The 22137-nt window shown below is 68.8% G+C and carries 20 protein-coding genes; 11 read left to right on the top strand and 9 right to left on the bottom strand.

All coding sequences use genetic code 11. From position 1 onward, the window contains the following. Positions 1 to 2: 2 nt before the first annotated feature. Positions 3 to 1103, bottom strand: a complete 1101-nt coding sequence (locus DEU38_RS23140; protein WP_114723735.1) for a DegT/DnrJ/EryC1/StrS aminotransferase family protein — start codon at positions 1101 to 1103, stop codon at positions 3 to 5. A gap of 110 nt (positions 1104 to 1213) precedes the next feature. On the opposite strand from DEU38_RS23140, the gene DEU38_RS23135 reads away from it, so the two are divergent. Both DEU38_RS23135 and DEU38_RS23130 read left to right on the top strand, forming a co-directional pair. After that, positions 1214 to 1939: a DapH/DapD/GlmU-related protein gene (locus DEU38_RS23135; RefSeq protein WP_114723734.1), complete on the top strand. Its 726-nt coding sequence runs from the start codon at positions 1214 to 1216 to the stop codon at positions 1937 to 1939. A gap of 52 nt (positions 1940 to 1991) precedes the next feature. Further along, positions 1992 to 2999: a lysylphosphatidylglycerol synthase transmembrane domain-containing protein gene (locus DEU38_RS23130; RefSeq protein ID WP_114723733.1), complete on the top strand. Its 1008-nt coding sequence runs from the start codon at positions 1992 to 1994 to the stop codon at positions 2997 to 2999. A gap of 15 nt (positions 3000 to 3014) precedes the next feature. Here DEU38_RS23130 and DEU38_RS23125 read toward each other — a convergent pair whose 3' ends face one another. Then, the gene (locus DEU38_RS23125) at positions 3015 to 3554 is read right to left on the bottom strand and encodes a pentapeptide repeat-containing protein (protein ID WP_114723783.1); all 540 of its coding nucleotides are present in this window, start codon (positions 3552 to 3554) and stop codon (positions 3015 to 3017) included. Between the two features lie 175 nt (positions 3555 to 3729). Next, positions 3730 to 4725, bottom strand: a complete 996-nt coding sequence (gene rfbB / locus DEU38_RS23120) for a dTDP-glucose 4,6-dehydratase (RefSeq protein ID WP_114723732.1) — start codon at positions 4723 to 4725, stop codon at positions 3730 to 3732. Positions 4726 to 4934: 209 nt separating this feature from the next. Here rfbB and DEU38_RS23115 point away from each other — a divergent pair, with 209 nt between their 5' ends. The 4 genes from DEU38_RS23115 (at position 4935) to DEU38_RS23100 (ending at position 8572) form a co-directional block, all read left to right on the top strand. Further along, positions 4935 to 6053, top strand: coding sequence for a helix-turn-helix transcriptional regulator (locus DEU38_RS23115; protein WP_114723731.1), 1119 nt, complete (start codon positions 4935 to 4937; stop codon positions 6051 to 6053). 33 nt (positions 6054 to 6086) lie between these two features. Then, a complete protein-coding gene (locus DEU38_RS23110; RefSeq protein ID WP_114723730.1) occupies positions 6087 to 7190 on the top strand; it encodes a glycosyltransferase in 1104 nt (367 codons plus the stop codon). A 62-nt stretch (positions 7191 to 7252) separates the two neighbouring features. Then, positions 7253 to 7687, top strand: coding sequence for a hypothetical protein (locus DEU38_RS28695; RefSeq protein ID WP_181818911.1), 435 nt, complete (start codon positions 7253 to 7255; stop codon positions 7685 to 7687). 33 nt (positions 7688 to 7720) lie between these two features. Further along, the gene (locus tag DEU38_RS23100; RefSeq protein WP_181818917.1) at positions 7721 to 8572 is read left to right on the top strand and encodes an alpha/beta fold hydrolase; all 852 of its coding nucleotides are present in this window, start codon (positions 7721 to 7723) and stop codon (positions 8570 to 8572) included. A gap of 96 nt (positions 8573 to 8668) precedes the next feature. Here the strand turns inward: DEU38_RS23100 and DEU38_RS23095 are convergent, their stop codons facing one another. Genes DEU38_RS23095 through DEU38_RS23075 form a run of 5 tightly spaced genes read right to left on the bottom strand, consistent with a single transcriptional unit; the run spans position 8669 to position 13691 of the window. Continuing rightward, entirely contained in the window at positions 8669 to 9706 is a 1038-nt protein-coding gene (locus DEU38_RS23095) for a 3-oxoacyl-ACP synthase III family protein (protein ID WP_114723729.1), read from the bottom strand. A gap of 7 nt (positions 9707 to 9713) precedes the next feature. Beyond that, positions 9714 to 10370, bottom strand: a complete 657-nt coding sequence (locus DEU38_RS23090) for an SRPBCC family protein (protein WP_114723728.1) — start codon at positions 10368 to 10370, stop codon at positions 9714 to 9716. Continuing rightward, entirely contained in the window at positions 10367 to 12097 is a 1731-nt protein-coding gene (locus DEU38_RS23085; protein ID WP_114723727.1) for a thiamine pyrophosphate-binding protein, read from the bottom strand. The genes DEU38_RS23090 and DEU38_RS23085 overlap by 4 nt, the downstream gene beginning before the upstream one ends. A 33-nt stretch (positions 12098 to 12130) precedes the next feature. Beyond that, positions 12131 to 12841, bottom strand: a complete 711-nt coding sequence (locus DEU38_RS23080) for a hemerythrin domain-containing protein (RefSeq protein WP_114723726.1) — start codon at positions 12839 to 12841, stop codon at positions 12131 to 12133. Positions 12842 to 12890: 49 nt separating this feature from the next. Continuing rightward, on the bottom strand, positions 12891 to 13691 hold the full coding sequence (locus DEU38_RS23075) for a DUF5602 domain-containing protein (RefSeq protein WP_114723725.1): 801 nt from the start codon (positions 13689 to 13691) through the stop codon (positions 12891 to 12893). 609 nt (positions 13692 to 14300) lie between these two features. Between DEU38_RS23075 and DEU38_RS28690 the strand changes: the two genes are divergently transcribed. The 5 genes from DEU38_RS28690 (at position 14301) to DEU38_RS23050 (ending at position 20037) form a co-directional block, all read left to right on the top strand. Further along, complete coding sequence (locus DEU38_RS28690) at positions 14301 to 15197, top strand: DUF6777 domain-containing protein (protein WP_181818910.1); 897 nt, start codon at positions 14301 to 14303, stop codon at positions 15195 to 15197. A 46-nt stretch (positions 15198 to 15243) separates the two neighbouring features. Beyond that, on the top strand, positions 15244 to 16482 hold the full coding sequence (locus tag DEU38_RS23065) for a trypsin-like peptidase domain-containing protein (protein WP_114723723.1): 1239 nt from the start codon (positions 15244 to 15246) through the stop codon (positions 16480 to 16482). 118 nt (positions 16483 to 16600) lie between these two features. Beyond that, complete coding sequence (locus DEU38_RS23060) at positions 16601 to 17227, top strand: response regulator transcription factor (RefSeq protein ID WP_114723722.1); 627 nt, start codon at positions 16601 to 16603, stop codon at positions 17225 to 17227. A gap of 114 nt (positions 17228 to 17341) precedes the next feature. Continuing rightward, the gene (locus DEU38_RS23055) at positions 17342 to 17971 is read left to right on the top strand and encodes a DUF4255 domain-containing protein (protein WP_114723721.1); all 630 of its coding nucleotides are present in this window, start codon (positions 17342 to 17344) and stop codon (positions 17969 to 17971) included. Next, positions 17968 to 20037 carry an ATP-binding protein gene (locus DEU38_RS23050; RefSeq protein ID WP_114723720.1) on the top strand — a complete coding sequence of 690 codons (2070 nt, stop codon included), beginning with the start codon at positions 17968 to 17970 and terminating at the stop codon, positions 20035 to 20037. The genes DEU38_RS23055 and DEU38_RS23050 overlap by 4 nt, the downstream gene beginning before the upstream one ends. On the opposite strand, the gene DEU38_RS28685 is transcribed toward DEU38_RS23050, so the two are convergent. Further along, positions 20020 to 21951 carry a hypothetical protein gene (locus tag DEU38_RS28685; protein ID WP_181818909.1) on the bottom strand — a complete coding sequence of 644 codons (1932 nt, stop codon included), beginning with the start codon at positions 21949 to 21951 and terminating at the stop codon, positions 20020 to 20022. The two genes, DEU38_RS23050 and DEU38_RS28685, sit on opposite strands and share 18 nt — an antisense overlap. Positions 21952 to 22137 lie beyond the last annotated feature (186 nt).

Here is a 22137-nt window from a genome sequence, read left to right as displayed (position 1 = left end):
GCTCACGCCTCCATCGCGCCGCGGACCGCGGCGATGATCTGGTCCACGTCCGACTCCGACAGTCGAGCGTGGACGGGGATGCTCAGGCAGCGGGCCGCGACCGACGTCGCGACCGGGGTGTCCTCGATGACGACGCGCGGGTGCTCGCGGTAGCACTCGTAGTCGTAGACCGCCTTCGGGTAGTAGATGCCGCTGCCGACACCCCGCTCGGTCAGCCGGGCCGACAGGGTGTCGCGATCGATCGGCGCGTCCTCGGCCAGCAGCAGCGTGAACTGGTGCCACACGTGCTCGCGGCCGGGCAGCTCGCTCGGCAACTGCAGACCGGCGACATCCTTCAGGCCCGCCTGCAGGGCCTCCGCGTTGCGACGCCGCGCCTCGACCTGCTGCGGGTACGACGCCATCTGCGGCAGCGCGAGGCTGGCCTGCAGGTCCGTCATCCGGTAGTTCTGGCCCGCCATCTCGTAGACGTACCGTTCCCGCATGCCCTGGTTGCGGAGCACGCGCAGGCGGTCGGCGAGGACGTCGTCGTCGGTGGTGATCATGCCGCCCTCGGCGGTGGTGAGGTTCTTCGTCGCATAGAACGAGAAGCAGCCGAGCCCGAAGCTGCCGGCGCCGCGGCCGTCGAATGTCGCGCCGTGCGCCTGGGCGGCGTCCTCCACGACGGACAGCCCGTGCTCGGCGGCGAGCGGCATCAGCGCCGCCATGTCCGCCGACTGGCCGTACAGGTGCACCGGCAGCAGGACCTTCGTCCGGTCGGTGATCCGGGTGGCCGCGACGGCCGGATCGAGGTTGAAGTCGGCCTCGGAGATGTCGGCGAAACGCGCCGTCGCACCGGCCTCCAGGATCGCGTTGAGCGTCGCCACGAAGGTGAACGGGCTGGTCAGCACCTCGTCGCCGGGCTGCAGGTCCTGCACCTGCAGGGCAGCGACGAGCGCCGTGGTGCCGTTGTTCACGGCCACCGCGTGCCGGACACCGACCAGCGCCGCGAACTCCTCCTCGAGCCGCTTGACCTTGGGGCCTTGCGCCACGATCCCCGACCGCAGCGTGTCCAGGACCTCCCGTTCGACGTCCTCCCCGAACGAGATGCTCGAGATTGCAATCACTGAATGGCCCTCCGATAGATTCCTTCGAGACACCCCGCGAATCATCGGGGGCAACCGCCTGAGGGTAGCGAAGTGCTGCCTCCCGCCCCCGGAAGGATTCCCGCCGGACCATGTCGATCGGACAGAACTGTCACATCCACCCCACCGCTGTGATCGGCGACGCCGTCGTCATCGGCGACGACGTGACCGTCGGACCGCACGCGGTCCTCACCGGTCCGCTCACCATCGGTGACCGGTGCTGGATCGGCGCGGGCGCGGTGCTCGGCGCGCCCCCCGAGATCCTCGGTGCCGCGCACCCCGCCTCGTGGTCGGAGCCGGCGCCGCACCGCGGCATCGTGATCGGCGCCGACACCACGATCCGCGAACTGTCGACGGTGCACCAGGGCAGCGAGCGGGTGACGACCGTGGGCGCCGGGTGCTTCGTCATGAACCGGGTCGCGATCGAGCACGACGTCCAGGTCGGCGACCGCTGCGTCGTCTCGGCGGGATCGACGTTCGCCGGGCACGTCAGCGTCGGCGACGGTGCGAACATCGGCATGCACACCGTGGTGCATCAGCGCCGCGTCGTCGGCGCCGGCGTGGTGACCGGCATGGGCACCGTCGTCGTCAAGGACGTGCCCCCGTTCGCGAAGGCGTTCGGGAATCCGGTGGAGCTGCAGGGTGCCAACACGATCGGCATGAGCCGGTCGGGAATCGCGGAATCCGATGTCGCCGCGGTCGCGCAGTTGTATACGCCCGGAACGTCCGCGGGCACCGTTCCGGACGCCCTCGCGACCGCGTTCGACTGGTGGCGTGAGCGTGCAGCGAAGCCGCTCGCTTTCCCTGCCACCGCATGACCGGTTGCTATGGTCGAGAAGCCCTGACGGACCACGCGAGGAGTGGACTCGGATGACATCCGACACCGATTCCGTCGCCGAACCGCCGGAGTCGCCGCCGAACACCAAGCGAACGCTGCTGGTGAACGCCCTCCGGATCGTCGTGACCGTCGCGATCGTCGTGGCGATCGGATTCGCGGTGAAGTCGCAGTGGACCGAGGTCCGCGGGACGATCCACGACCTGTCGTGGTGGTCGCTGGTCGCGTCGACCGTCTTCATCTTCCTCGGCATGGGCGCCGCCGTCCGTGCGTGGCAGCACACGCTCGGCGCGCTCGAGCAACCGATTCCCGCGTTCGACGCGGCCCGCTGTTACCTCGTCGGCCAGCTCGGCAAGTACCTGCCCGGCAGCGTGTGGGCGTTCGTGCTGCAGACCGAACTGGCGCGCCGGGCCGGCGTCTCCGGGGCGGCGGCGTTCATCACCGTGCTGGTCACGGTGGGGTTGAGCACCACGTCGGCGCTGCTGGTGGGCCTGCTCGGGCTGCCGGCGTTGTTCCAGATCGGCACCCCGGCCGCGGTCGCGGTGATTGCGCTGGTGCCCATCGCGCTGATCTGCGCGTATCCGCCGGTGCTGACCCGGCTCGTGAACATCGCACTCAAGGTGCTGCGCCGCGCGCCGCTGCAGCGGCCGCTCACGATGCACAAGATCGGCCTGGCGCTGATCTGGTGCTCGGTGAGCTGGGTCGCGTACGGCGTGCACCTGTGGATCCTGGCGTCCACGTTCGGCGGGTTCGGCACCGACCGGCTGATCGCGTCGATCGGCGCGATCGCGCTGGCGATGTGCGCCGGCGTACTGGTCTTCGTGGTGCCGTCCGGGATCGGCGTCCGCGAGGCAGTGATCGTCGCGGCGCTCGCCCCGGTGGCCGACTCCGGCACCGCACTCGCGCTGGCGCTGACGTCGCGGCTGCTGTTCACGCTCTGCGAGGTGCTCGCGGGAACGGTGGCCGCGCTCGCCGGCAACCGGGCCCTGCGCAACGCGCTGGTGCACGAGCAGTCACGGGTGCCGCTCCCCAGCAAGGCGTGAGCACGCCCGGCATGCTCAGCTGAGCGTGCCGATACCGAGCGAGCCGGCGGCCAGCGAACCGATCCCGGTCTTGAGCGAGCCGTAGGTGAAGGACCCGGTGTTCGCGGACCCGAGGTTCCCGGAACCGGTGTTGGCCGAACCGACGTTGCCGGAACCGGTGTTCGCGGACCCGACGTTGCCCGACCCGGTGTTGGCCGACCCGACATTGTTCGATCCGGTGTTGGCCCATCCCAGGTTGAAGGAACCGGTGTTGTCGGGGCCGATGTTGTTCCAGTCGATGCTGCTCGCGCCGAGCAGTCCGAGACTGCCGAGTCCGGCGACGACGGCCGAACCGATCACCCCGGCCTGCACCTCGGCGGGGCCGACGACGCCGACTCCGACCGCGTCCTGGCACGGCAGCGGCAGCTCGAGGCCCGGCGCCACCGCATTGGTGACGTTGGCCAGCAGACCCTCCACCCGGACCGGCGAGCACGGTGGGGAACCCGCGACGGGGTCGGCCGCGGCCTGACCCGTTGCCGTGCCCAGGCTCACCGCCGCGACGGCGGCTGCAACCATGCCGGCCCTCACGGACACACGGCGGCTGCGACGTGACTTGTTCTGCGGTCCGGCCCCCATACGAGTGCCCCCTCCGGTTCGACGACCGAGTGAACTGTCCCGACACGAATGCTGGTCACGCTACCGCGACCGGGTACCCGACGGGGCCGGATCGGGGCGTTCGGGCAGGCTGGGGCTACTGCCCGGTGCGCGCGTATCCGGCCTCGGTCGTTTCCTTGGCCGGCCGCCACCACTCGGGATGGTCCCGGTACCACTGCACGGTGGCCTCGAGACCGCTGCGGAAGTCCCGGTAGCGCGGCTCCCAGCCGAGTTCGGTGCGCAGGCGCGTCGAGTCGATCGCGTACCGCAGGTCGTGACCGGGCCGGTCGGGGACGAAATCGAAATCGTCAGCAGGTCGCCCGAAGAGCTCCAGCAGCATCGCGATCACGGTGCGGTTGTCGACCTCGCCGTCCGCGCCGATCAGGTACGTCTCCCCCAACCGGCCGCGCTCGAGGACGTCCCACACCGCGCGGTTGTGATCGTCGACGTGGATCCAGTCGCGGACGTTGCGGCCCTGCCCGTACAGCTTGGGGCGGACGCCGTCGAGCAGGTTGGTGATCTGCCGCGGGATGAACTTCTCCACGTGCTGGAACGGGCCGTAGTTGTTGGAGCAGTTCGACAGCGTCGCCCGGATCCCGAACGAGCGCGCCCACGCCCGCACCAGCATGTCGCTGGACGCCTTCGTCGACGAGTACGGGCTCGACGGGTTGTAGGCGGTGGACTCGGTGAACCTGGCCGGATCGCCCAGTTCGAGGTCGCCGTACACCTCGTCGGTGGAGATGTGGTGGTAGCGGACGTCGTGGTCACGGACGGCCTGCAGCAGCGTGAACGTGCCGACGACGTTGGTGCGGACGAACGGCCACGGGTCGGCGAGCGAGTTGTCGTTGTGCGACTCGGCGGCGAAGTGGACCACGGCGTCGGAGTCGGCGACCAGGCGGTTCACGACCTCCGCGTCGGCGATGTCGCCGTGCACGAACTCGATCCGGTCGGCGACCGCGTCCAGCGAGGCCTTGTTTCCGGCATACGTCAGCGCGTCGAGGACCGTGACGCGGACATCGGGTCGTTCCGCGACGGTCTGGTGGACGAAGTTGGTGCCGATGAATCCGGCGCCACCGGTGACGAGCAGCCTCATGTTGACAAACAGTACTCATGGCCACGGCGTCGGCTTCGAACGTTCCAACCGAATCCCGGGCGACTCGTCGAGCCGTCAGGACGGTCTTCGACCGGGTTCCGTTGCGCGAGTTGACGCGACCGTACCGGGCGTGACGCGGCGGTCATACAATCCGACCGTCCCCCCGCTGGGGGTATCGCGCGCGGTTTCGGCCAGCGCATACTGGGGACATGGCCGTGGTGCGGAAGGTCGAACCGCTGCGCTCGAGTGTGTGCGACGCGGCGCTCGGATCCGCCGACAGTATCGAGTTCCGGCACGCAGTTCTCGACGCGATCCGCACCCGAATCCCCTACGACATCGGCCTCATGGCGATGCTCGATCCGGCAACACTGCAGCCCACCTCACAGACGACGATCGGCGTTGATTCCGTGCCGAGACATGCCGTTGAAACTGCCGCCCGGTTGGAATACGGCCCGGCGCCTTACGGGAACGCCATCGGCAAGCTGGCCCGCAATCCTGTCGGGGTCGAGACGATACGCGATGCCATCGACGGGGATATCCGTTGCGCGGAGCCCTATGTCGAGATCCTCGAGCCGTTCGGGATGGACGATGAGATGCGGTTCGTCGTCCACGGGCGCGACAAGCTCTGCTGGGGTTGCGGGACGGTGATGCGTGGCCCCGGACGGCGGTTCAGCCGTGACGAGGTACGGCTGCTCGCCGGTACCGTACGCGCGATCGGCGAGGGCCTTCGCCTGTCGTTGATCCGTCAAGCACCTCGGGTGCTGGCGGAGGTACCGGGTGGTCCGTCCGTGGTAATCGTCGGGCCGGACGACGAGGTGGAATCGGCGACGGCACCGGCGGTGGCGTACCTGGATCGGATCAGCGACGAGTGTGGAACCCGGATGGTTCCCGCCGTCTTCGCGGCGGAGCGCTTACGGAACTCGGGCGCAGCGGCCGCAGTCACGCGGGCCCGGACGATCGACGGGGAGTGGGTCGTCATCCGGGCCGGGAAACTCGACGGCCGCGGCACAGCGGGGCGCGTGGTCGTCACACTGGAGCCGGCAGGACCCGCGGAGATCGTCTCGCTGCTGGCCGCCATTCACGGCCTGACGCCCCGGGAGGCGGAGGTGCTCGGCCACATCCTGGCCGGCAAGACGCGTGTCGAGGTCGCGCATCGGCTCTTCGTCAGCCCGTACACGGTGCAAGACCACCTGAAAAGCATCTACGCGAAGGTCGGGGTGAACAGCCGCCAGGAACTCGTCGCGCAGCTGTTCTTCACCCACTACCTGCCGCGTTTCGACTCTCCGGTCGCGCCGGACGGCTGGTTCGCCGGTGCGGGATCCGTGTGATGCCGCATCGCCCGGACTCGTGAAGGTGGTGCCATGCCCGACATTCTGTTCGTCACGCTCGACGGCGGCGGGAACGTGCCGCTCACACTGAGAATAGGGCGAGAGCTCCTGCACCGCAGAAACCGCGTTCGTGTTCTCGCTCACGAGGCGCTGCGCATCACCGTCGACGACGCCGGACTGGAATTCCGGGCCTACCGGAACTCGCCCCCGTGGACTCCGCACGAAATCCACGGCACGTGGAAGCTGGTCACCAGGATGCTCGCTGTGATGACGAATCCTGGGATCGGGCAGGACCTGCTCGACGCGGTGCGGGCGGACCCGGCCGACCTCGTGGTGATCGACTGCATGCTGTTCAATGCGCTCGACGCGGCGGCGCGGGCGGGCCTGCGTCATGTCGCCCTGTTCCCGACGTTCTTCGGATGCCTGGACGAGATGCTCCCACGCAGCCCCTTCGGGATCGGCGCCCGGCTCAAGGGACTGGAACCGCGCCGCCTCTGGCGGCAGGCCGACCTGGCACTGGTGTGCTCGGATCGGACGCTCGACCCGGCAGGCAGACGAGCCCACGACGGCAATCTGGTGTGGACCGGCGCGGTGCACGATGCGAAAAGACAAGCAGTGGGCCGCATTCCGCCACTAGTGCTGGCCAGCCTCAGCACGGGCGGCCTCCCGGGCCAGCGCCGGGTCCTGCAGAACATCCTCGACGCCGCCGAGAGCCTGGACGTCGAACTGGTGGTGACGACCGGCCCCGCAGTCGATCCGTCGGACCTCCACACACCCGCGAATGCCACCGTCCACCGGTACATTCCGCACAACGAACTGATGCCGACGTGCTCGGCCGTGGTCGGGCACGGCGGGCATGGAACCACGTTCCGCGCCCTCGCGCACGGCCTTCCGATGCTGATCCTGCCGATGTCCCCCCTGACCGACCAACCGACGATCGGCAAGACGGTGGCCGCGTCGGGGGCCGGCAAAGCGCTCCGGAAGACGGCGCACCCCAATCAGATTCGCGGCACCCTGGACGAACTCCTCCGGACCGAGAGCTACCGAACCGGCGCCGCCGCGCTCGGCGCCCGAATCCGAGCCACCGACGGGGCCTCGACCGCGGCGGACCAGCTCCTGACGCTGATCGACCGCTGATCGAAATCGTCTCGCCCCCCGAATGTGGGATGGTGATCGCCCCGCCCGCGGACCCACACTTGGTGTTGGAGCATTTCGACTCCTTTGCCATGGAGGCGAGTTCGATGGGCTGGACGGATTGCCACGCACGCAAAGCCATTCTCGATACGGTGCTCGCGCGCGCTCGAATCGACCCGGCGGGGCCGCTGTTGCTCGACGGCCTTCCCGATGTTGATCGATTGTTCGGCGGAGAGGACGGGGTGTTGCTGGCGCTGCACCATCGTTGGGCCACCTGCCTCGCCGCAAAGCGCGATCAGGCGGTCGAGGACGGTGCTCCGCCCCAGCGCCTGTGGGACGAACTGAGTGCTGAACAGCCGACACTCCGTGCGGTTCTCGATGCCGCCTTCGGACGTTCCTCGACGCTGCGAGCGGAACGAGTGGCGCGACCATCGAGACGGAGCCTCGGCGGAATTGCGGGATGGGGGCAGACGGGCAGCGTCCACGATGGACAGCGATGAAACCTGCCACCTCAGACAGATTCGGAGTGCGGCATGTCGATCTCGATCACCAGCCCGGAGCTGGTCGAACGAAGGACCACGGTCTTGGCCGAGGACGGTGTCTCGCTTGCCGTTCGCGAGTACCGTCCCTCCGACGCCCCGGTGACCGTGGTCTTGCTGCACGGCCATTGCCTGAGTAGCGAATCCTGGTCCGCGGTCCGTGACGACCTGATGCAGCGGTACGCCGGTGCCGGGATCGTCCGCTACGACCACCGTGGACACGGCGCTTCCGCCGAGGCTCCCTCCCGGACCTGCAATCTCGAGCAGTTGGCCGGCGACCTCCATGTCGTGCTCCGCGCTGTTGTCCCCACCGGTCCTGTGGTCCTGGTCGGCCACTCCATGGGTGGGATGGCGGTGCTGACCTATGCCAGGCAGCATCCGGATGAGATCGGCACCCGAATCGTCGGCGTCGGCTTGATCGCGGCCGCCGCGAGCGGCCTGGCCGACGCGGGCCTCGGCCGACTACTACGCAATCCCGTCGTGTCCTGTCTCCAGGCCGCGGTAGGGCGCGCACCGACATCCATGGAGCAGCTGAAGCGACTCGGCTGCAAGGTTTTCGCACCGGTCATCGGCGGGGTCGAATTCGGTGACCGAAACGTCAACCGCCGGGTCCTCGCACGTGCGATGGCGATGCACGACCAGACCTCGATCGTGACGATGGCCGGCTTCCTGAGCTCGTTCCTGACCCACGACGAGTCCCGGACGGTGCCCGCCCTCGCGGCGGTTCCCACGCTGGTGCTGTGCGGTTCGGCGGATCTGGTGACGCCACCGCCACATTCGGTGGCGATCGCCGCTCAGGTCGAGGATTGCGATTTCGTCTGCGTCACGGCGCCGGGCACTCGGTGATTCTCGAGCAACCGACCGCGGTTGCGGACGCGATCGCTCGCCTCGTGAGCCGGGTATGCGGTCCCGCGGATGCCCCGGAGCGCATGCGCGGGTGGTCTATTCGTGGCCGGGGGTCGTGCCGTGGGGTTGGGCACCCCACCGGATCGCGGCGGCGGCGGCGAAATCACCGGCGTGCGCGAATCCGGCAAGTACCACCAGCGATCCGTCCGGGATCCGGCCGGCCCGGTTCTCGATGTCGAGGGTGACCGGGATGGCGGCGCCGAAGAGGTTTCCGCACTCGTCGAAGGTGTCCGGATGCTGCTCGGGGGTGAGTTCGAGTGCGTCACGCCAGTTCCGCAGGAACAGCCGGTTGGGTTGGTTGGTGACGAACGTGTCGATGTCGGCGGACGTCACGCCGATGTGATCGCACACCGACAGTGCCACCTCGGGGACGAGTCGGTTGCCGCGGGCGAAGACGGTGGTGATCTTGGAGTCGGTGAAGGAGATTCGCAGTTGCCCGGTACCGGGCGCCCAGTACTTGCGGGGCGGGTCGATCGCGGCGGTCATGTCCCCGGCGAACTCGGGGTGGTGGCGGATCTCGATGCCGAGGATGGGGGCGCGGTCCGAGATGCCCACGAGGGCGGCCCCGCAGCCGTCACCGGGAACCGCGGCCTGTGCCAGTGGGCGGACGTCGGACTGGGTGAAGATCTGGCCGGCGCTGTTCTGTGTCGTGACGATCAAGGCCGTGTGCGCAGTGCTGGTGGACAGGATCGTTCGGGCGAGTTCGAGCATGTGGATGAAGGCGGCGCAGCCGCCGTTGTGGATGTCGAGGATCCACCGCGGGGTCATGTCCAGTCGGCGTGCCAGGTCGGCGCCGCAGCCGAGCACGGGCAGATCCGGCAGTTGGGTGTGGGTGATCAGGACATCGACGTCTGCGATGGTTGCGGTGCCGTGGCGGTCGATCAGGGGTGCAATGGCGCGTTCGGCCATGTCGACGGCGGTTTCCCCGGCGGCCACGTGGTGGCGGTGGGTGGGTGCGCGGAACATGATGTTCTTCGCCATCCGATCCGAGCGTGCGTACCGGGTGAAGTAGTCGGTGCCGACCGGGTCGCCGGGCAGGTAGCTGGCTACATCGAGCAGGCTGACCGTGTCCATGGGCCGCTCACCCCATCCATTCGGGTGTGATCGGCAGGCCGCTACGGGCCCGGTATTCGCAGAGTGTGGTGAGATTGTCCAGTTCGAGCCGGTGACCGGCGGCGAACATGTCCCAGAGGTCCCCGACCCATGTCTTGCGGTCCGCTGGAGCGGTCTCCGGATACGGGTTGCGGTCGTAGAACGGGTGGTGGCAGTTCGTCCACAGCACCACCGATCCGGGCTTGTCGAACACCGTTTGTGCATCGACCACCCGGAGCAGGTAGATCATCCACAGATGCCGACCCTGGTCCCAGGCGCAGTGGTAGTCGACGGTCATCGCGTCCGGATTCGTCACGGTGCGGGCGTAGATGGTGGTGTCGCTGCCGAGTTGGTCATGGGCCGACCACAGGCCGGGTTGCTCGGTGGGGGCGAAACCCCGGAGGCTGTAGGTCCATTCCTCGAGGCTGCGGGTGTCCGACAGGTACCGGTAGACGTCACGCGGCGGTGCGGCGATGTACCCGTTGACGGTGCAGTACTCGCCGAAAACCTGCTGGTGGGCGTACACCGACCGGAGCATGTCCAGAATGATCGGGGTGGTCGCCTCCCGGTCGGAGGTCTCGATCCGCAGCACCCCGGGAATCACGCCGCCCGGAATGTCACTGAGAGCGGGCAGAGCGGTGGTCATGGCGTTCCTCCTCGGCTGTGGGGGGCTCGTTCCAGGAAGGGCACGAACGGGGGGATTTCGTCGGGGTCACAGTCCACGGCGATGAAGGCCGGACCGCTGGTCGCGGTCGCGGCTTCGAGGGCGTCGAAGAGTTGATCGCAGGTGCGGGCCGGGTACGAGGGCAGTGACGGGAACATCGCGGCGACCCCCTCGGCGATCCGGGAGGGCCGGAACCGGTTGAAGCTGTAGCGGTCCCCGTAGAACAGCTGCTCGCGGGTGACGCACATGGCGTGGGCGTTGTTGTTGAACACCACGAAGGTGATCGGGAGGTGATGCTCGATCGCGGTGTGGATTTCCAGGCCGTGCATGAAGAAGGCGCCGTCTCCGGCGATGACGAAGGTCTGCCGCCGGGGCTCTCGGGGCGCTCCGCAGGCTCCGCTCCCGCGTGCGAATGTAGCGCCGATCGCGGCGCCGAAACTGTAGCCCATGCCGCCCATGCCGAGTGCGACGACGAACCGACCGCCCCGGGGGACCGGCAGGTGGTGCACGACCGCGGCGCCGGTGTTGCCGGCGTCGGCGAAGGTGTCCGATCCGGCGGGCATCATCGCCGCGATCGCCTCGACGGCCTCCCGGTAGCGCATCCCGGGGCCCGCGGACACCGGGACCTGCAGCGGAGTCGACCCGCCGTGAGTGGCCGCATCGGGTGTGCGCCCCGCCGAAAAGGCCTCGGCGAGTTCGGCCAACGCCTCACGAAGGTCGAGGCTGGTCGCGTGCACGGTGGGCAGATACGGGGATTCGGCGCCGACACTGGCGACCGGGACGGCGGCCGCGGCGGTGTCCAGGCCGGTGCGGGCGGTAGCCGGCAGTCGGGTGCCGATCAGCAGGCACAGCGTGCTGCGCCGCACCACCTCGAGCAGTTCGGTGTGCCCCATCGTCCCGGTGACGCCGCAGAAGCCGTGCTGGTCGGCCGCGTAGACGTCCTTGGCGTCCGGGGCGACCCCCACCGCGGCGTCCACCGCGGCGGCGAGGGCGTGCAGCTCCGGCCGGGCGTCGTCGCGCGCCACCTGGTCGCCGGCGATGAGCACGACCTTCCCGGTCCGGCGGGCCGCCGCCAGCAGATCCCGGATCCGAGCGAGTCCGGCCGGGTCCTGGCCGGACCGGCGGGGCGGTGGGCGGAAGGTGGCCGCCCCGTCGACGGCGGACTGCTGGATGTCCTTGGGTAGCAACAATACTGCGGGCCCACCCGATCGTGCTGCGGCGACCGCCCGCTCCAGATGGTCGGCGAGGTCGTCGGGTCGCTCCACCCGGGCGCAGTAGCGGGAGACCTCGGTGAACAGCCGGACCGCGTTGATCGTTCCGGCCTTGCCGCTCGAGTCCTGGAATGCGCCGGTGCCCTCGAGAGTGGTGGGTGGTTGCCCTATCAGGGCCAGCACCGGCACCCGGGAGGTGTAGGACTCGGCGAGCCCGGCCACCAGGTTCATCGCGCCGCCGCCGGACGTCGCGGCCACCACGCCGAGGCCGCTGGTCGTGCGGGCGTAGCCGTCGGCCATGGTGGCCGCGGCGAACTCGTGCTTGGCCACCACCCCCTGCACGCGGCGGTCGGTGGCGAACAGCGCGTCGTAGAGGTCTTCGATGTTGGCGCCGTCGACTCCGAAGATGTGACGCACCCCGAGGTCCGCGACCGCGTCGACCACGGCGTCGACGACGCGACTGCCGTGCCGAATTGGGTGTCTGGCTCCGGTATCCACTGTTCCTCCCACACTTTGGAGCGACCGAGTCGCTCAGGCCGGACGCTGCGCGCCCGGGCGCGCCCGGCGAGGTGTCACCTCGACCTCGGCGCCCCAACGGGTGGTACTGGCCCGCCGATACCGGCCGGCGAATGCGTGCAGCATGATGAATCGAGCGACCGCGGGCAGGACATCGGTGGCGACCCGATACCGTTCGTCGTCCAGGCCGTCGATGACCCAGGGCACCTCCCGCGCCAACTCGAGTTTGGGTTTGTTCTTGACGATCTCGCGTCCCCAGTCGTCCCATTGCCGACGGGTGATGGTGCGGGAGACAACCGGCATCATCTCGTCCTCCTCACTGCGCAGGTGCGGCAGCAGCACCGCCTCGAGTCGATCGAGCGCCGCGACCACAGCCTGGCGGGCCTCGGGAGACGGCACCGCGCGGTAGCCGCCGGCGGCAGCGCTGAGGTGATCGATCTCCGGGGAGATCCGCGCGTGGTCGGCGTCCATCCGGTCCAGCAGGGCACCGGCGGCCGGGTTCAGCCGGCGGATCAACGGCCACAAGGACTCGTCCTCGGTGACGTGGTGGAAGCGCAGGTACTGCATCATCCAGATCAGGTGGTCGGCGAGGGCCACCCGCTGCGATTCGTCGGGCGGACTCGGTGAGGCGAGGACGGTGCGGGTGCGGGTCAGGTCGCGGCGCAACGCGTCGTGCAGGATTGCCATCATCCGCGTGTCGGCCGGACCGTTCGGATCGAGTGCCATGACGTCGCCTCCGTTTCGAGGAGCACCTTCGTGTGGTCGAGATCGTGGTTCAGGACTGTTGGCGCAGGATCATCTCCCCGAGGGTGATGTCGTATTCGCCTGTCGCGTCGTCGAATCCGACGCTGTAGACGGTGGGATAGTAGGCGGTGTGCTGGTATTCCTGCGGCTGCTTGATGGGCTCACGGATCGACGATTTCGTCTGCAGCCACGCTCGGGTCATCATCGGTTCCATGAAGGTGTAGTTCCCGTCCCAGGACCCGTTGATGAACGTCTGGGTGAAGTCGTAGACGCCCGGGATCATGCCGGCGGTCGCATCCAACCAGTGCACTCCCATGAAGGGCACTGCCAGTTCGGATGCCAGCGGCCCGGGCGGGGCGATGTAGTCCCGCGGAATGTACTTGGCGTCCGGAAAACGGGCGGCCCGGTCCGCATAATCGGGTGCGCTCGGATCGATCCCCTGCACGGCTGCCATGTCGCTGATGTAGAAGTGCATGTCGAAATGCGGTTTGCCGAAAAGGATTTCCGGTTCGTGTCCGTGCGGGTTCCAATTGAGCATGACGTGGTCGAACACCGTCGCCGACGCCTGTTCGGGCAGGTCCAGCATGAACATCTCGCCGTTCTCGGGCAGCCCGTCCAGCGCGGTCGCCGACATCCGGATACCGACCGCGACCGGATCACCATTCGTGTCCACGGTGGCGTACGTCCGCGCCGCCCCATCGCCGACCCGCTCGGAGGCACTGAAGTACGTGCGACTGTCCTCCCGTTCGGCTGCGGCAGCGCTGCACCCGGCCATCGTCACGCAGGCCGCGAGCGCCAGACTCACGGAGCGGAGCACTCGATGATGTCGCATGATGTGGCCCCTCTTGCATCGGTGTTCGGAAGTCACACGCCGCGTGCCACCCCGGCGCTCGCCTGTTCCGGCGTGCGCGATTCGCGACCCGACCGCGATTGCTGCGCGTCCTGTGTCGGCGTGATGTGCGATTACTGCCAGTGTGGGCCCGGGACCGGACCGGAAACCATCCCACACACGGGGGATATGCGGACCGCGGCCTGCCGGCGCATACGGTCTTCACGGCCCCGGAACTCCCCCGCGCGACGTGTCATCGAGTTCCTTCCGAACCGCTTGCCGGTTGCCCCTTTGGGCACAAAAGTCGGCAATCACGGACCGCATCCCGCGTGCGAAACTGAAGCGGTGAACAGCTCGCCTGTTCGGAGCGGGGTGACCCGCTCTGGGACGTCTATCGAAGCGACCCGCTGGGGCCGCCCGCCGAGACGACGCGGTCGCGCAGCGGCGGTCATCATGTGCGCCATCGCGATCGCCGCGGCCGGATGCTCCAAGTCGCCGGAAGACGAGGCCAATGCGGTCCTTCTCGAGGCAGCTTCGTCGAGCGGATCCTCGCCGTGGACCGAATCCGTTGCGACCACGACCGGCGCTACCGAACGAGCCGATCAAGTAGCGATGAGCAGCACAACCGTCTCCGGCGACGAAGCCGGGCTTTACGGTGGATCGCTGGACGATTCCGTCTGCGACCGGGACAAACTGTCGAACTTCCTGGAAGCGAATCCGGCTAAGGACCGCGCCTTCAAGTCCGTAGTTCAGGCCGATGACGTGCGCTCCTACGTGAACGCTCTATCGCCGGTGGTTCTGACCCACGACACCCGAGTAACCAACTACGGATTCGAGAACGATGCGGCGGCACCATTTCAATCCGTTCTGCAAACAGGAACCGCAGTGATGATCGACAACCGGGGACTTCCGCGGGTGCGCTGCGCGTCCGGCAGCCCACTCACTCCGCCGATCGAGACCAACGCGGGTTACACCGGTCCGCGGTGGAACAACTTCGTGGAGAACCAGGTAGTCAACGTCGATCCCGCGTCGACGCCGATGCACTCGGTCGAACTTGCGTCACTCGACGGCTCCGACACCGCGACCAGGATGACGATCGGGGCTCCCAAACCCCTCGAAACGGTACCCCCGGGCGCCGGAGAACCGCCCGCGAGTGGCGAACACGGCGGCAAACCCCCACCCCCGAGCGGCGAGCCAATTCCCAAACCCGGGGTCACCAGTGGGGGCGAGACCACCGGCGGCGGAGTCACCACCCGCGAGGGCGGAGTCACCACCGGCGGGGGCGGAGTCACCACCGGCGGGGGCGAAGTCACCACCGGCGGGGGAGTCACCACCGGCGGGGGAGTCACCACCGGCGGGGGCGAAGTCACCACCGGCGGGGGCGAGGTGCCGGGGAACCTGAAACCCAACGGAGGAACGGGGAACCCGGTCGAACCTATCGAACCAACTACTGCCGAGAAGGTTCCCGGTGTGACCCCGCCGGATACGGCGACTCCACCGACGGAGTAACCGCAAGGAAGCGCCCGGAGACGGGCTGACTGCAGCGGAGGACACCATGTCCGACCATCGATCACGGTTCCGCTATCCCGTGCTCGCCGTCCTGACGTTCAGCGCCACGTTCGCCGCCGCGGGTGTGACGACGGCCCAGCCCGAGTACACGCCGGAAGTGCAGGCTGCAGCGCTGATCCGCCCGGCTGTCGTGTACATCGAATCGGGGGCCGACTCAAACGGAACAGTAACGCACTGTACGGGTTTCATCGTTACGCCGGACGGCTATATCGGGACCGCCGGCCACTGCATCGACCCCACACGAGGGTCGGGCCTATACGTATCCCTCGCCGGTCAAGCGCGCGACGTACCGCCGACCCCAGCGCGGGTCGTCGACTACAGGCCGCGGGACGCGGGCGACGTCGCCCTCCTCAAGGTCGAGCCGAAGAACGACGATCTGCCCACCGCGCAGCTCTATGAGGACTCCGAGAAGCTGCAGGTGGGCACGCAAGTGCTGTCTGTGGGCTACCCGGGCAGCACCGACCGGGTAACCGACCACAGCCTGGAGCCAACCGCCAAGAGCGGCACCGTGAGCGCCGCCAAGACCGTGGCCACCCAACCCGTCTACGAGATCAGCGCACCCATGTCGGCCGGAATGAGTGGCGGTCCGACGGTCAACCTCGACGGCAACGTCGTCGGTATCAACAGCTTCGCACCCGCCGGAGAGACGCAACCGTTCAACTTCATCGTCCCGGTGCAGGGTTTACTGCAGTTGCTGGCCAGCAACGGTGTCACGCCCAAGCCATCGTCGGCGGACGACGCGTACCGAGATGGCCTGAGCAAGTTCTACGACGGGAACTACAGCGGCGCAATCAAGAACTTCGATTCGACGATGGAGAAGTCCCAGTCCTACCTTCCACAGGCTGCCGCAATGCGTCGCGACTCGGTGAAGCTGCGCGACCAGTACGGCGACAGTGGATCGGCGACCATGAAGCCGTGGATGTGGATGGTCGCGGGACTCGTCGTGGCAGGTCTTGTGGCGGCGGGCGTGGTGTTCTTCATCCGAAGTCGTCAGGGAGGCGGCGGAGGGACGGCCCCGGCCGGGGGTTCTGGGACCGCGCCGGCGCCGCAGAATATGGCAGCGCCGCAGGCGCCGCCGCAGGCACCACCGCAGGCACCGCCGCCTGCCGATCGCCCGTCGGGCTCCTCGCCGCCATCCGGAGCGGCTGCCACCTGCACCAACTGCGGCTTCGGACTCGAGGCCGGCCAACGCTTCTGCCCGCGCTGCGGCAAACCTCAGGGCTGACCACTGCACGAAGTCCCGCTCGTTGAGTGCCCGTTGAGCCGGAGCGGATTGCCCGTTGAGCCGTTGTTGAGTTCCCTGCGGATAGTTGACTGTGTAGTCGACCACGCCGGAGGGTGTCATGCAGCGGCGCATTGCAACATACGTCTACGCCAACGATCCGATCCTGCAGGCGGGCGTGATGAGTCAGTTGCGCCAGCGTCCGGAGATCTGGCTCGTCGACGATGCCGATCTCGACGATGCGGAGATCGCTGTGGTCGCGGCCGACACCCTCGACGACGAGGTGACCCGGACTCTGCGTGCGTTGCAACGTGGCGGGGTGCCGCAGACTATGCTGGTGCTCGGGACCATCGAGGGCAACACCGTCGTCACCGCGGCCGAGATCGGCGTGCGCGGCCTCGTCCGGCGCTCCGAAGCATCACCGGAAACGCTGGTGCACACCATTGCTCGCGTCGCTTCGGGCGAGGGAATCGTTCCCTCCGATCTCCTCGCCGTCCTCCTCGGCCAGGTGGGCCGACTGCAACGTCAGGTGCTGGCACCGCGGGGACTGCAGTTCTCCGGCCTGTCCGAGCGAGAAGTCGAGGTTCTGCGACTCGTGGCGGAAGGCCAGGACACCGCGGAGATCGCGCGGACGCTCAACTACAGCGAGCGGACCGTCAAGAACGTCCTGCACGACGTGACCACCCGCCTGCAACTCCGCAATCGCTCGCATGCCGTCGCCTACGCGATGCGGGAGGGCCTCATCTAATCGACTGCTGCCCGAAAGGGCAGGGTGTCAAGGTCGTTCGGGCTCCTTCCGTCTCCCCCGACGGTTCGCGAACGAGGGTTATCAGCCGCCGACGACGGTGACACCGTTGGACTGGTGATACCCGAGGTCGACCGCGCTCTGCGGTCGCTGATCGAGCGGGATGCACTCGACGGCGCGGACGTCGAGGTGGCCTTCGACGCGCCGACCAAGGAATGGGTCGCCAAGCGCACCGGCCCGTCAATCGACGTCTTCCTGTACGACATTCGCGAGGACCTGCGCCGCCGCGAACGCGGGCTGGTCAACGAATACGACGGGAGTCGCGTTGTCGCCCGCCATCTCCCACCGCGCCACTTCAAACTCTCCTACCTGGTGGCCGCCTGGACGCAGCGTCCCGAGGACGAGCACGGGCTGCTCGCGGCGCTGTTGTCCTGCTTCCTCCGGCACGACTCGATCCCGCCGGAACTGTTGAGCGGCTCGCTCGCCGACCTCGGGCTGCCGGTCCCGGTCGGTGTCGCGCTGCCTCCGCCGGAGGACCGTTCGTTCGCCGACGTGTGGACCGCGTTGGGCGGTGAGCTGCGACCGTCGCTGGACATCGTGGTCACCATGCCGGTGGACACCGGTCAGGAATACACGGCCGGGCCGCCGGTGACCTCCCCCACCACGCTGGCCGTCGCCGAGCACGACGGGTCCGAGATCCTCGAGGTGCGCCACGGCCGTCCGCGATCAGGTGCCGGTGAGTCGTGAACGGCGCGGCGGGCGTCGGCTATCTGCTCGACCGGGCTCGACTGGTCGAGAACAGGATTCGCACGCTGGTCGCGCATCGCCGGATACACGACCCCGCACCCGACGACCCGTTTCGGGGGCTCTACCTGAGCGAGGCCGTGGTCGACAGCCTGCTGGGCGACACACCCGATCCGCCCGCCCCGGACGTCGACACCCGATGCGACGTGGAACGCTCCGCCGACGCCGCGGAGGCGCGCGGCGCGGCCATCCGACTGCGTCGCCTGGCCAGGGCCGCGACCCTCTCCCCTGCCGACGTCGAGCTGTTGGTGGCCTGTCTGTTGCCCGATCTGGACCCCCGTTTCGAACGCCTCTACGGCTACCTCAACGACGACGTCAGCCGGCGGCGGGCCACGGTGGCGCTGGCGCTCGAACTGGCGGACCTGTCTCTGCTCGCGGCCGAGGCGCGCGCCCGCCTCGCGGCCGGCTCGCCGCTCGTCGAGCACCGCCTCGTCCTCATCGAGGAGACCGACCGTCCGTTCCTCACCCGGGGACTGCGCGTCCCCGACCGCGTCACCGCGCACCTGCTCGGCGACAACCTCACCGATCCGGTCCTCCGCGACGTGCTCACCGACCCCATCGGATTCGACACGCCGTGGTCCACCCCGGCCGCGGTGGCGATCGACCGTCGGCAGCCCCTGACCTACCTGCGGGAGGTGTCGGGCGGCGTCGGGGTCGCCACCGCCGTCGCCGCGTTCGCCCGGCTCGGCCGGCCGGCGCTGTGTGCCGACGCGACCCGGCTCGTCGAGCTGCCGGACCTGTCCGAGGTCGCGGGCGTCCTCTGCCGCGAGGCGCTACTCACCGGCTCCGGCCTCATCGTCGGCGGCGTCGGCTCACAGGCGGGAAGCGCGCCCCGCACCGCGGAACTGATCCGGTCGTTGGCGCGGGCCCCCGTGCCGGTGGTCCTCGTCGGGGTCGGCCCCTGGGATCCGCAGTGGACGGTCACGCCGCCGCTGCTCGTCGAGACCGGGCACCTCGCCGTCGACGATCGGGTGCAACTGTGGCGCAGCCTGCTCCGCGGGGCGGGAGAGTCCGTCGACCCCGGCGAGGTGGCCGAGCGGTTCGTGCTGAACCCGGACCAGGTGCACCACGCCATCGGATCCGCCGCCGCCACGGCCCGATCCAGCGACGGCGCGGTGGACCTCGACGCGCTCCGGCGCGGTGCGCGGGCGCAAAACGCGACCGGACTCGAGCGGCTGGCCCGGCGGGTCGAGCCCGATGTCGGCTGGCCCGACCTGGTGCTGCCGCCCGGCCCGCTCGCGCTGCTGCACGAGTTGACCGCGCGGGCCCGACACCGCGACCGGGTGCTGCGGGAATGGCGGATGCGTCCCGGCGGCGCGCGCGGGATCGGGGTGACCGGGCTGTTCGCGGGCGAATCCGGGACCGGGAAGACGATGGCCGCCGAGGTGGTCGCCCACGACCTCGGGTTGGATCTGTACACCGTGAACCTGTCGTCGGTGGTCGACAAGTACGTGGGCGAGACGGAGAAGAACCTGGAACGGATCTTCTCCCAGGCGGCCGGGGTGAACGCGGTGCTGTTGTTCGACGAGGCGGACGCCATCTTCGGCAAGCGCAGCGAGGTCCGCGACGCCCACGACCGCTACGCGAACATCGAGAGCGCCTACCTCCTGCAGCGGATGGAGACGTTCGACGGCATCGCGATCCTGACGACGAACCTGCGCGCCAACCTCGACGAGGCGTTCACCCGCCGCATCGACGTCGTCGTGGACTTCCCCGAACCCGACGAGGCGGCCCGGCTGGCGCTGTGGCAGGTGTGCCTGGCCCCGCCGCTGCCGTGCGAGGACGACCTGGACCTCGCCTACTGTGCCCGCTCGTTTCCACTGTCGGGAGGGAACATTCGCTCGGCGGCGGTGACCGCGGGTTACCGGGCGGCGGAGGGCGGACGTCCCGTGTCGATGGTGGATCTGGTCTCGGCGATCCGGCAGGAGTACCGCAAGCTGGGTCGGCTCGTGCTGGGCCGGGACTTCGCCCCGCACCTGGAGGCGACGGGCTCACCGCTTGGCGAGTAGGCCGCCGATATAGCCGACGATCCCGCCCGCCACGACCAGAACTGCCCCTTGCATCGGTGCGCTGACGATGCCCGTCGCGACGCCCATGGCGACGAAGTATCCGACCATCGCCGCGATCAGCAGCACCCCAGAGACGCGAGTGAGCTTGCCGTCCCTGCCGGTGACCCCGAACATCATGAGACCGGCGAGAACGAGCACCGCGAGCCGGGCCGCCGGTTGGGAATACTCCACCACGTCCTGGGTCTGTCCGACGCTCTCCTTGGTCTGCCCCGCGCCGTACGGGTTGCGTTGCACCAGATTCAGGAGCAGATCGATGTAGTAGTCGGGGAACGCCGTCATCCACGGCAGGAACACCCCGATGACGGCGAGCAGTCCGCCCAGCAGGGTGAGCAGGATCCGGGCGATCGGCTTCCAGTCCGGTGTGGACTGGACGAACATCCCTTGTGTCGAGACAGATTCGCGACCGTCCGACGCCTCCACCCGGAGCTCGCGGCGCGCGTCGGCCCCGCCCTCCGGTCGGTCGGCGTTCACGTCCATCCGACCCCACGAGTAGTGACCGGGTTGGATCTCGAATCGGTTCGGGTCGAACCGGACCCGGACCGCGTTCTCCGGGTCCGAACCGGTCAACGTGACATGCAGCCAGTCGGCGCCGCGACTGTTGTCGACCACCACCCGGTACCGGCCGGACCGGCCGTGGGTGTGCACCTCCTCGGGTTCCAGCCGGATGGTCGCGGTCGTGATCGGCGCCGGGGACGTCATCTGGACGAAGGTCCCGGTCGCCTCGGTCTCCGAATCCGATTCGGAATCCGCCTCCACCGCGACCACGCTGAAGGGGTGACTGGCCTCCTCCCCGGGCGGAGGCATCCGGGAGGAGACGGTGAACCGAACGGTCTCGGTGGCACCGGCGCGCACCGGAATCCGTTGCATCGGAAACGTGAAGCGCACCGCCCCCTCCGGGTCGCGCCCCTCGAGTGTGACGTCCCGGTCCCGGGTTCCCCGGCGGTTGTCCGCGACCAGATTCAGGTCGGCCATGGCGCAGTCGCGCACGCGCAGTGTGCTCGGCTCCAGGCGCATCTGCAGTGGGATCTCGACCGGGGCCTCGGACCGCTCCTGGTTGACCGTCACGGTCGTCTCCACCGGGTCCTCGCCGCCCGTCGCGGTGATCGTGAGCGGTCGGCTGACGGCCTCCCCGTGGTCGAGTTCCGGGACCGTGAACCGCAGTGACACTTCGGCGGAACCGAACTCGGGGACCTCGATCGCGGACGGTGTGAAGTCGAAGCGCACGACCCCTTCCGGGTCGGAACCGGTCACCTCCAGTCGCTGCGGGTAGTTGCTGCCCGTGTTGTCGATGGCGACCTGTGCGGCACCTTCGGTCACGTCGTCGAGGCGCACGAGCGTCGGCCGTGCCCCCACCGTCACCGGGCCGCCCACCCGCGGCACCGTCAGCGTGATCGAGGCGGTGCCGGTCTTCGACGGGTCCGTCTGCGACCGGACTTTCAGCGAGACCGGCACGTTCTGCGCGGCCACCTGCGCGCCGGACGCGCGCGTGAACTCGAGGGCGATCGTGTCGTCCCGGTTCGGGTAGAGGCTGATCTCCTCGTGTGTCAGTTCCAGCCAGGCCGGTGGACCGGCCATCTCGACCTTGAAGCCGTCGACGATGGACGAGGCGTTGAAGATCCGCACCTGCACACGCGCGCCGGTGTCGGGATCGAGTACAGCGTCGCCCGAGAGCACCTCGACGTGCGGCGCCGACACCCGCGCATCGTCCTTCTTGGCGGACCCCTTCGATGCCGGGGCGTCGCCGGATTCCGACGACGCGCCCGCTTTCAGACCGAGGAAGTAGTCGCACAGGACACAGAACTGCGCACCTGGCGCGTTGACCGCGCCGCATTGACCGCACACAACGTCACTCATGGGTTCCCCGCAAGGACGGCACTCGACTCTCTCGAGCGTATACCCCATGCGCCAGTATCCATCCGCGCCTGCAACCCACCGTGCGGTCTCCGGCGGGCCGCCCGATCGGGCAGGGCAGCTTGCCCGATCGGGCAGGGCGACAAGGACTGTCGAGGACGGAGCGGTGGTGACAGACTTGGAGGTGCG

Source organism: Rhodococcus sp. AG1013 (genome assembly GCF_003350365.1).
GTDB lineage: Bacteria > Actinomycetota > Actinomycetes > Mycobacteriales > Mycobacteriaceae > Prescottella.
This window is presented reverse-complemented; position numbering and strand designations above follow the sequence as displayed.

Bases quoted from the DNA above. Each gene is read 5' to 3' on its own strand.
- DEU38_RS23135 (WP_114723734.1), top strand. From the start codon at position 1,214: ATGTCGATCGGACAGAACTGTCACATCCACCCCACCGCTGTGATCGGC.
- DEU38_RS23130 (WP_114723733.1), top strand. From the start codon at position 1,992: ATGACATCCGACACCGATTCCGTCGCCGAACCGCCGGAGTCGCCGCCG.
- DEU38_RS23125 (WP_114723783.1), bottom strand. From the start codon at position 3,554: ATGGTTGCAGCCGCCGTCGCGGCGGTGAGCCTGGGCACGGCAACGGGT.
- rfbB (WP_114723732.1), bottom strand. From the start codon at position 4,725: ATGAGGCTGCTCGTCACCGGTGGCGCCGGATTCATCGGCACCAACTTC.
- DEU38_RS23115 (WP_114723731.1), top strand. From the start codon at position 4,935: ATGGCCGTGGTGCGGAAGGTCGAACCGCTGCGCTCGAGTGTGTGCGAC.
- DEU38_RS23110 (WP_114723730.1), top strand. From the start codon at position 6,087: ATGCCCGACATTCTGTTCGTCACGCTCGACGGCGGCGGGAACGTGCCG.
- DEU38_RS23100 (WP_181818917.1), top strand. From the start codon at position 7,721: ATGTCGATCTCGATCACCAGCCCGGAGCTGGTCGAACGAAGGACCACG.
- DEU38_RS23095 (WP_114723729.1), bottom strand. From the start codon at position 9,706: ATGGACACGGTCAGCCTGCTCGATGTAGCCAGCTACCTGCCCGGCGAC.
- DEU38_RS23090 (WP_114723728.1), bottom strand. From the start codon at position 10,370: ATGACCACCGCTCTGCCCGCTCTCAGTGACATTCCGGGCGGCGTGATT.
- DEU38_RS23080 (WP_114723726.1), bottom strand. From the start codon at position 12,841: ATGGCACTCGATCCGAACGGTCCGGCCGACACGCGGATGATGGCAATC.
- DEU38_RS23075 (WP_114723725.1), bottom strand. From the start codon at position 13,691: ATGCGACATCATCGAGTGCTCCGCTCCGTGAGTCTGGCGCTCGCGGCC.
- DEU38_RS28690 (WP_181818910.1), top strand. From the start codon at position 14,301: ATGAGCAGCACAACCGTCTCCGGCGACGAAGCCGGGCTTTACGGTGGA.
- DEU38_RS23065 (WP_114723723.1), top strand. From the start codon at position 15,244: ATGTCCGACCATCGATCACGGTTCCGCTATCCCGTGCTCGCCGTCCTG.
- DEU38_RS23060 (WP_114723722.1), top strand. From the start codon at position 16,601: ATGCAGCGGCGCATTGCAACATACGTCTACGCCAACGATCCGATCCTG.
- DEU38_RS28685 (WP_181818909.1), bottom strand. From the start codon at position 21,951: ATGAGTGACGTTGTGTGCGGTCAATGCGGCGCGGTCAACGCGCCAGGT.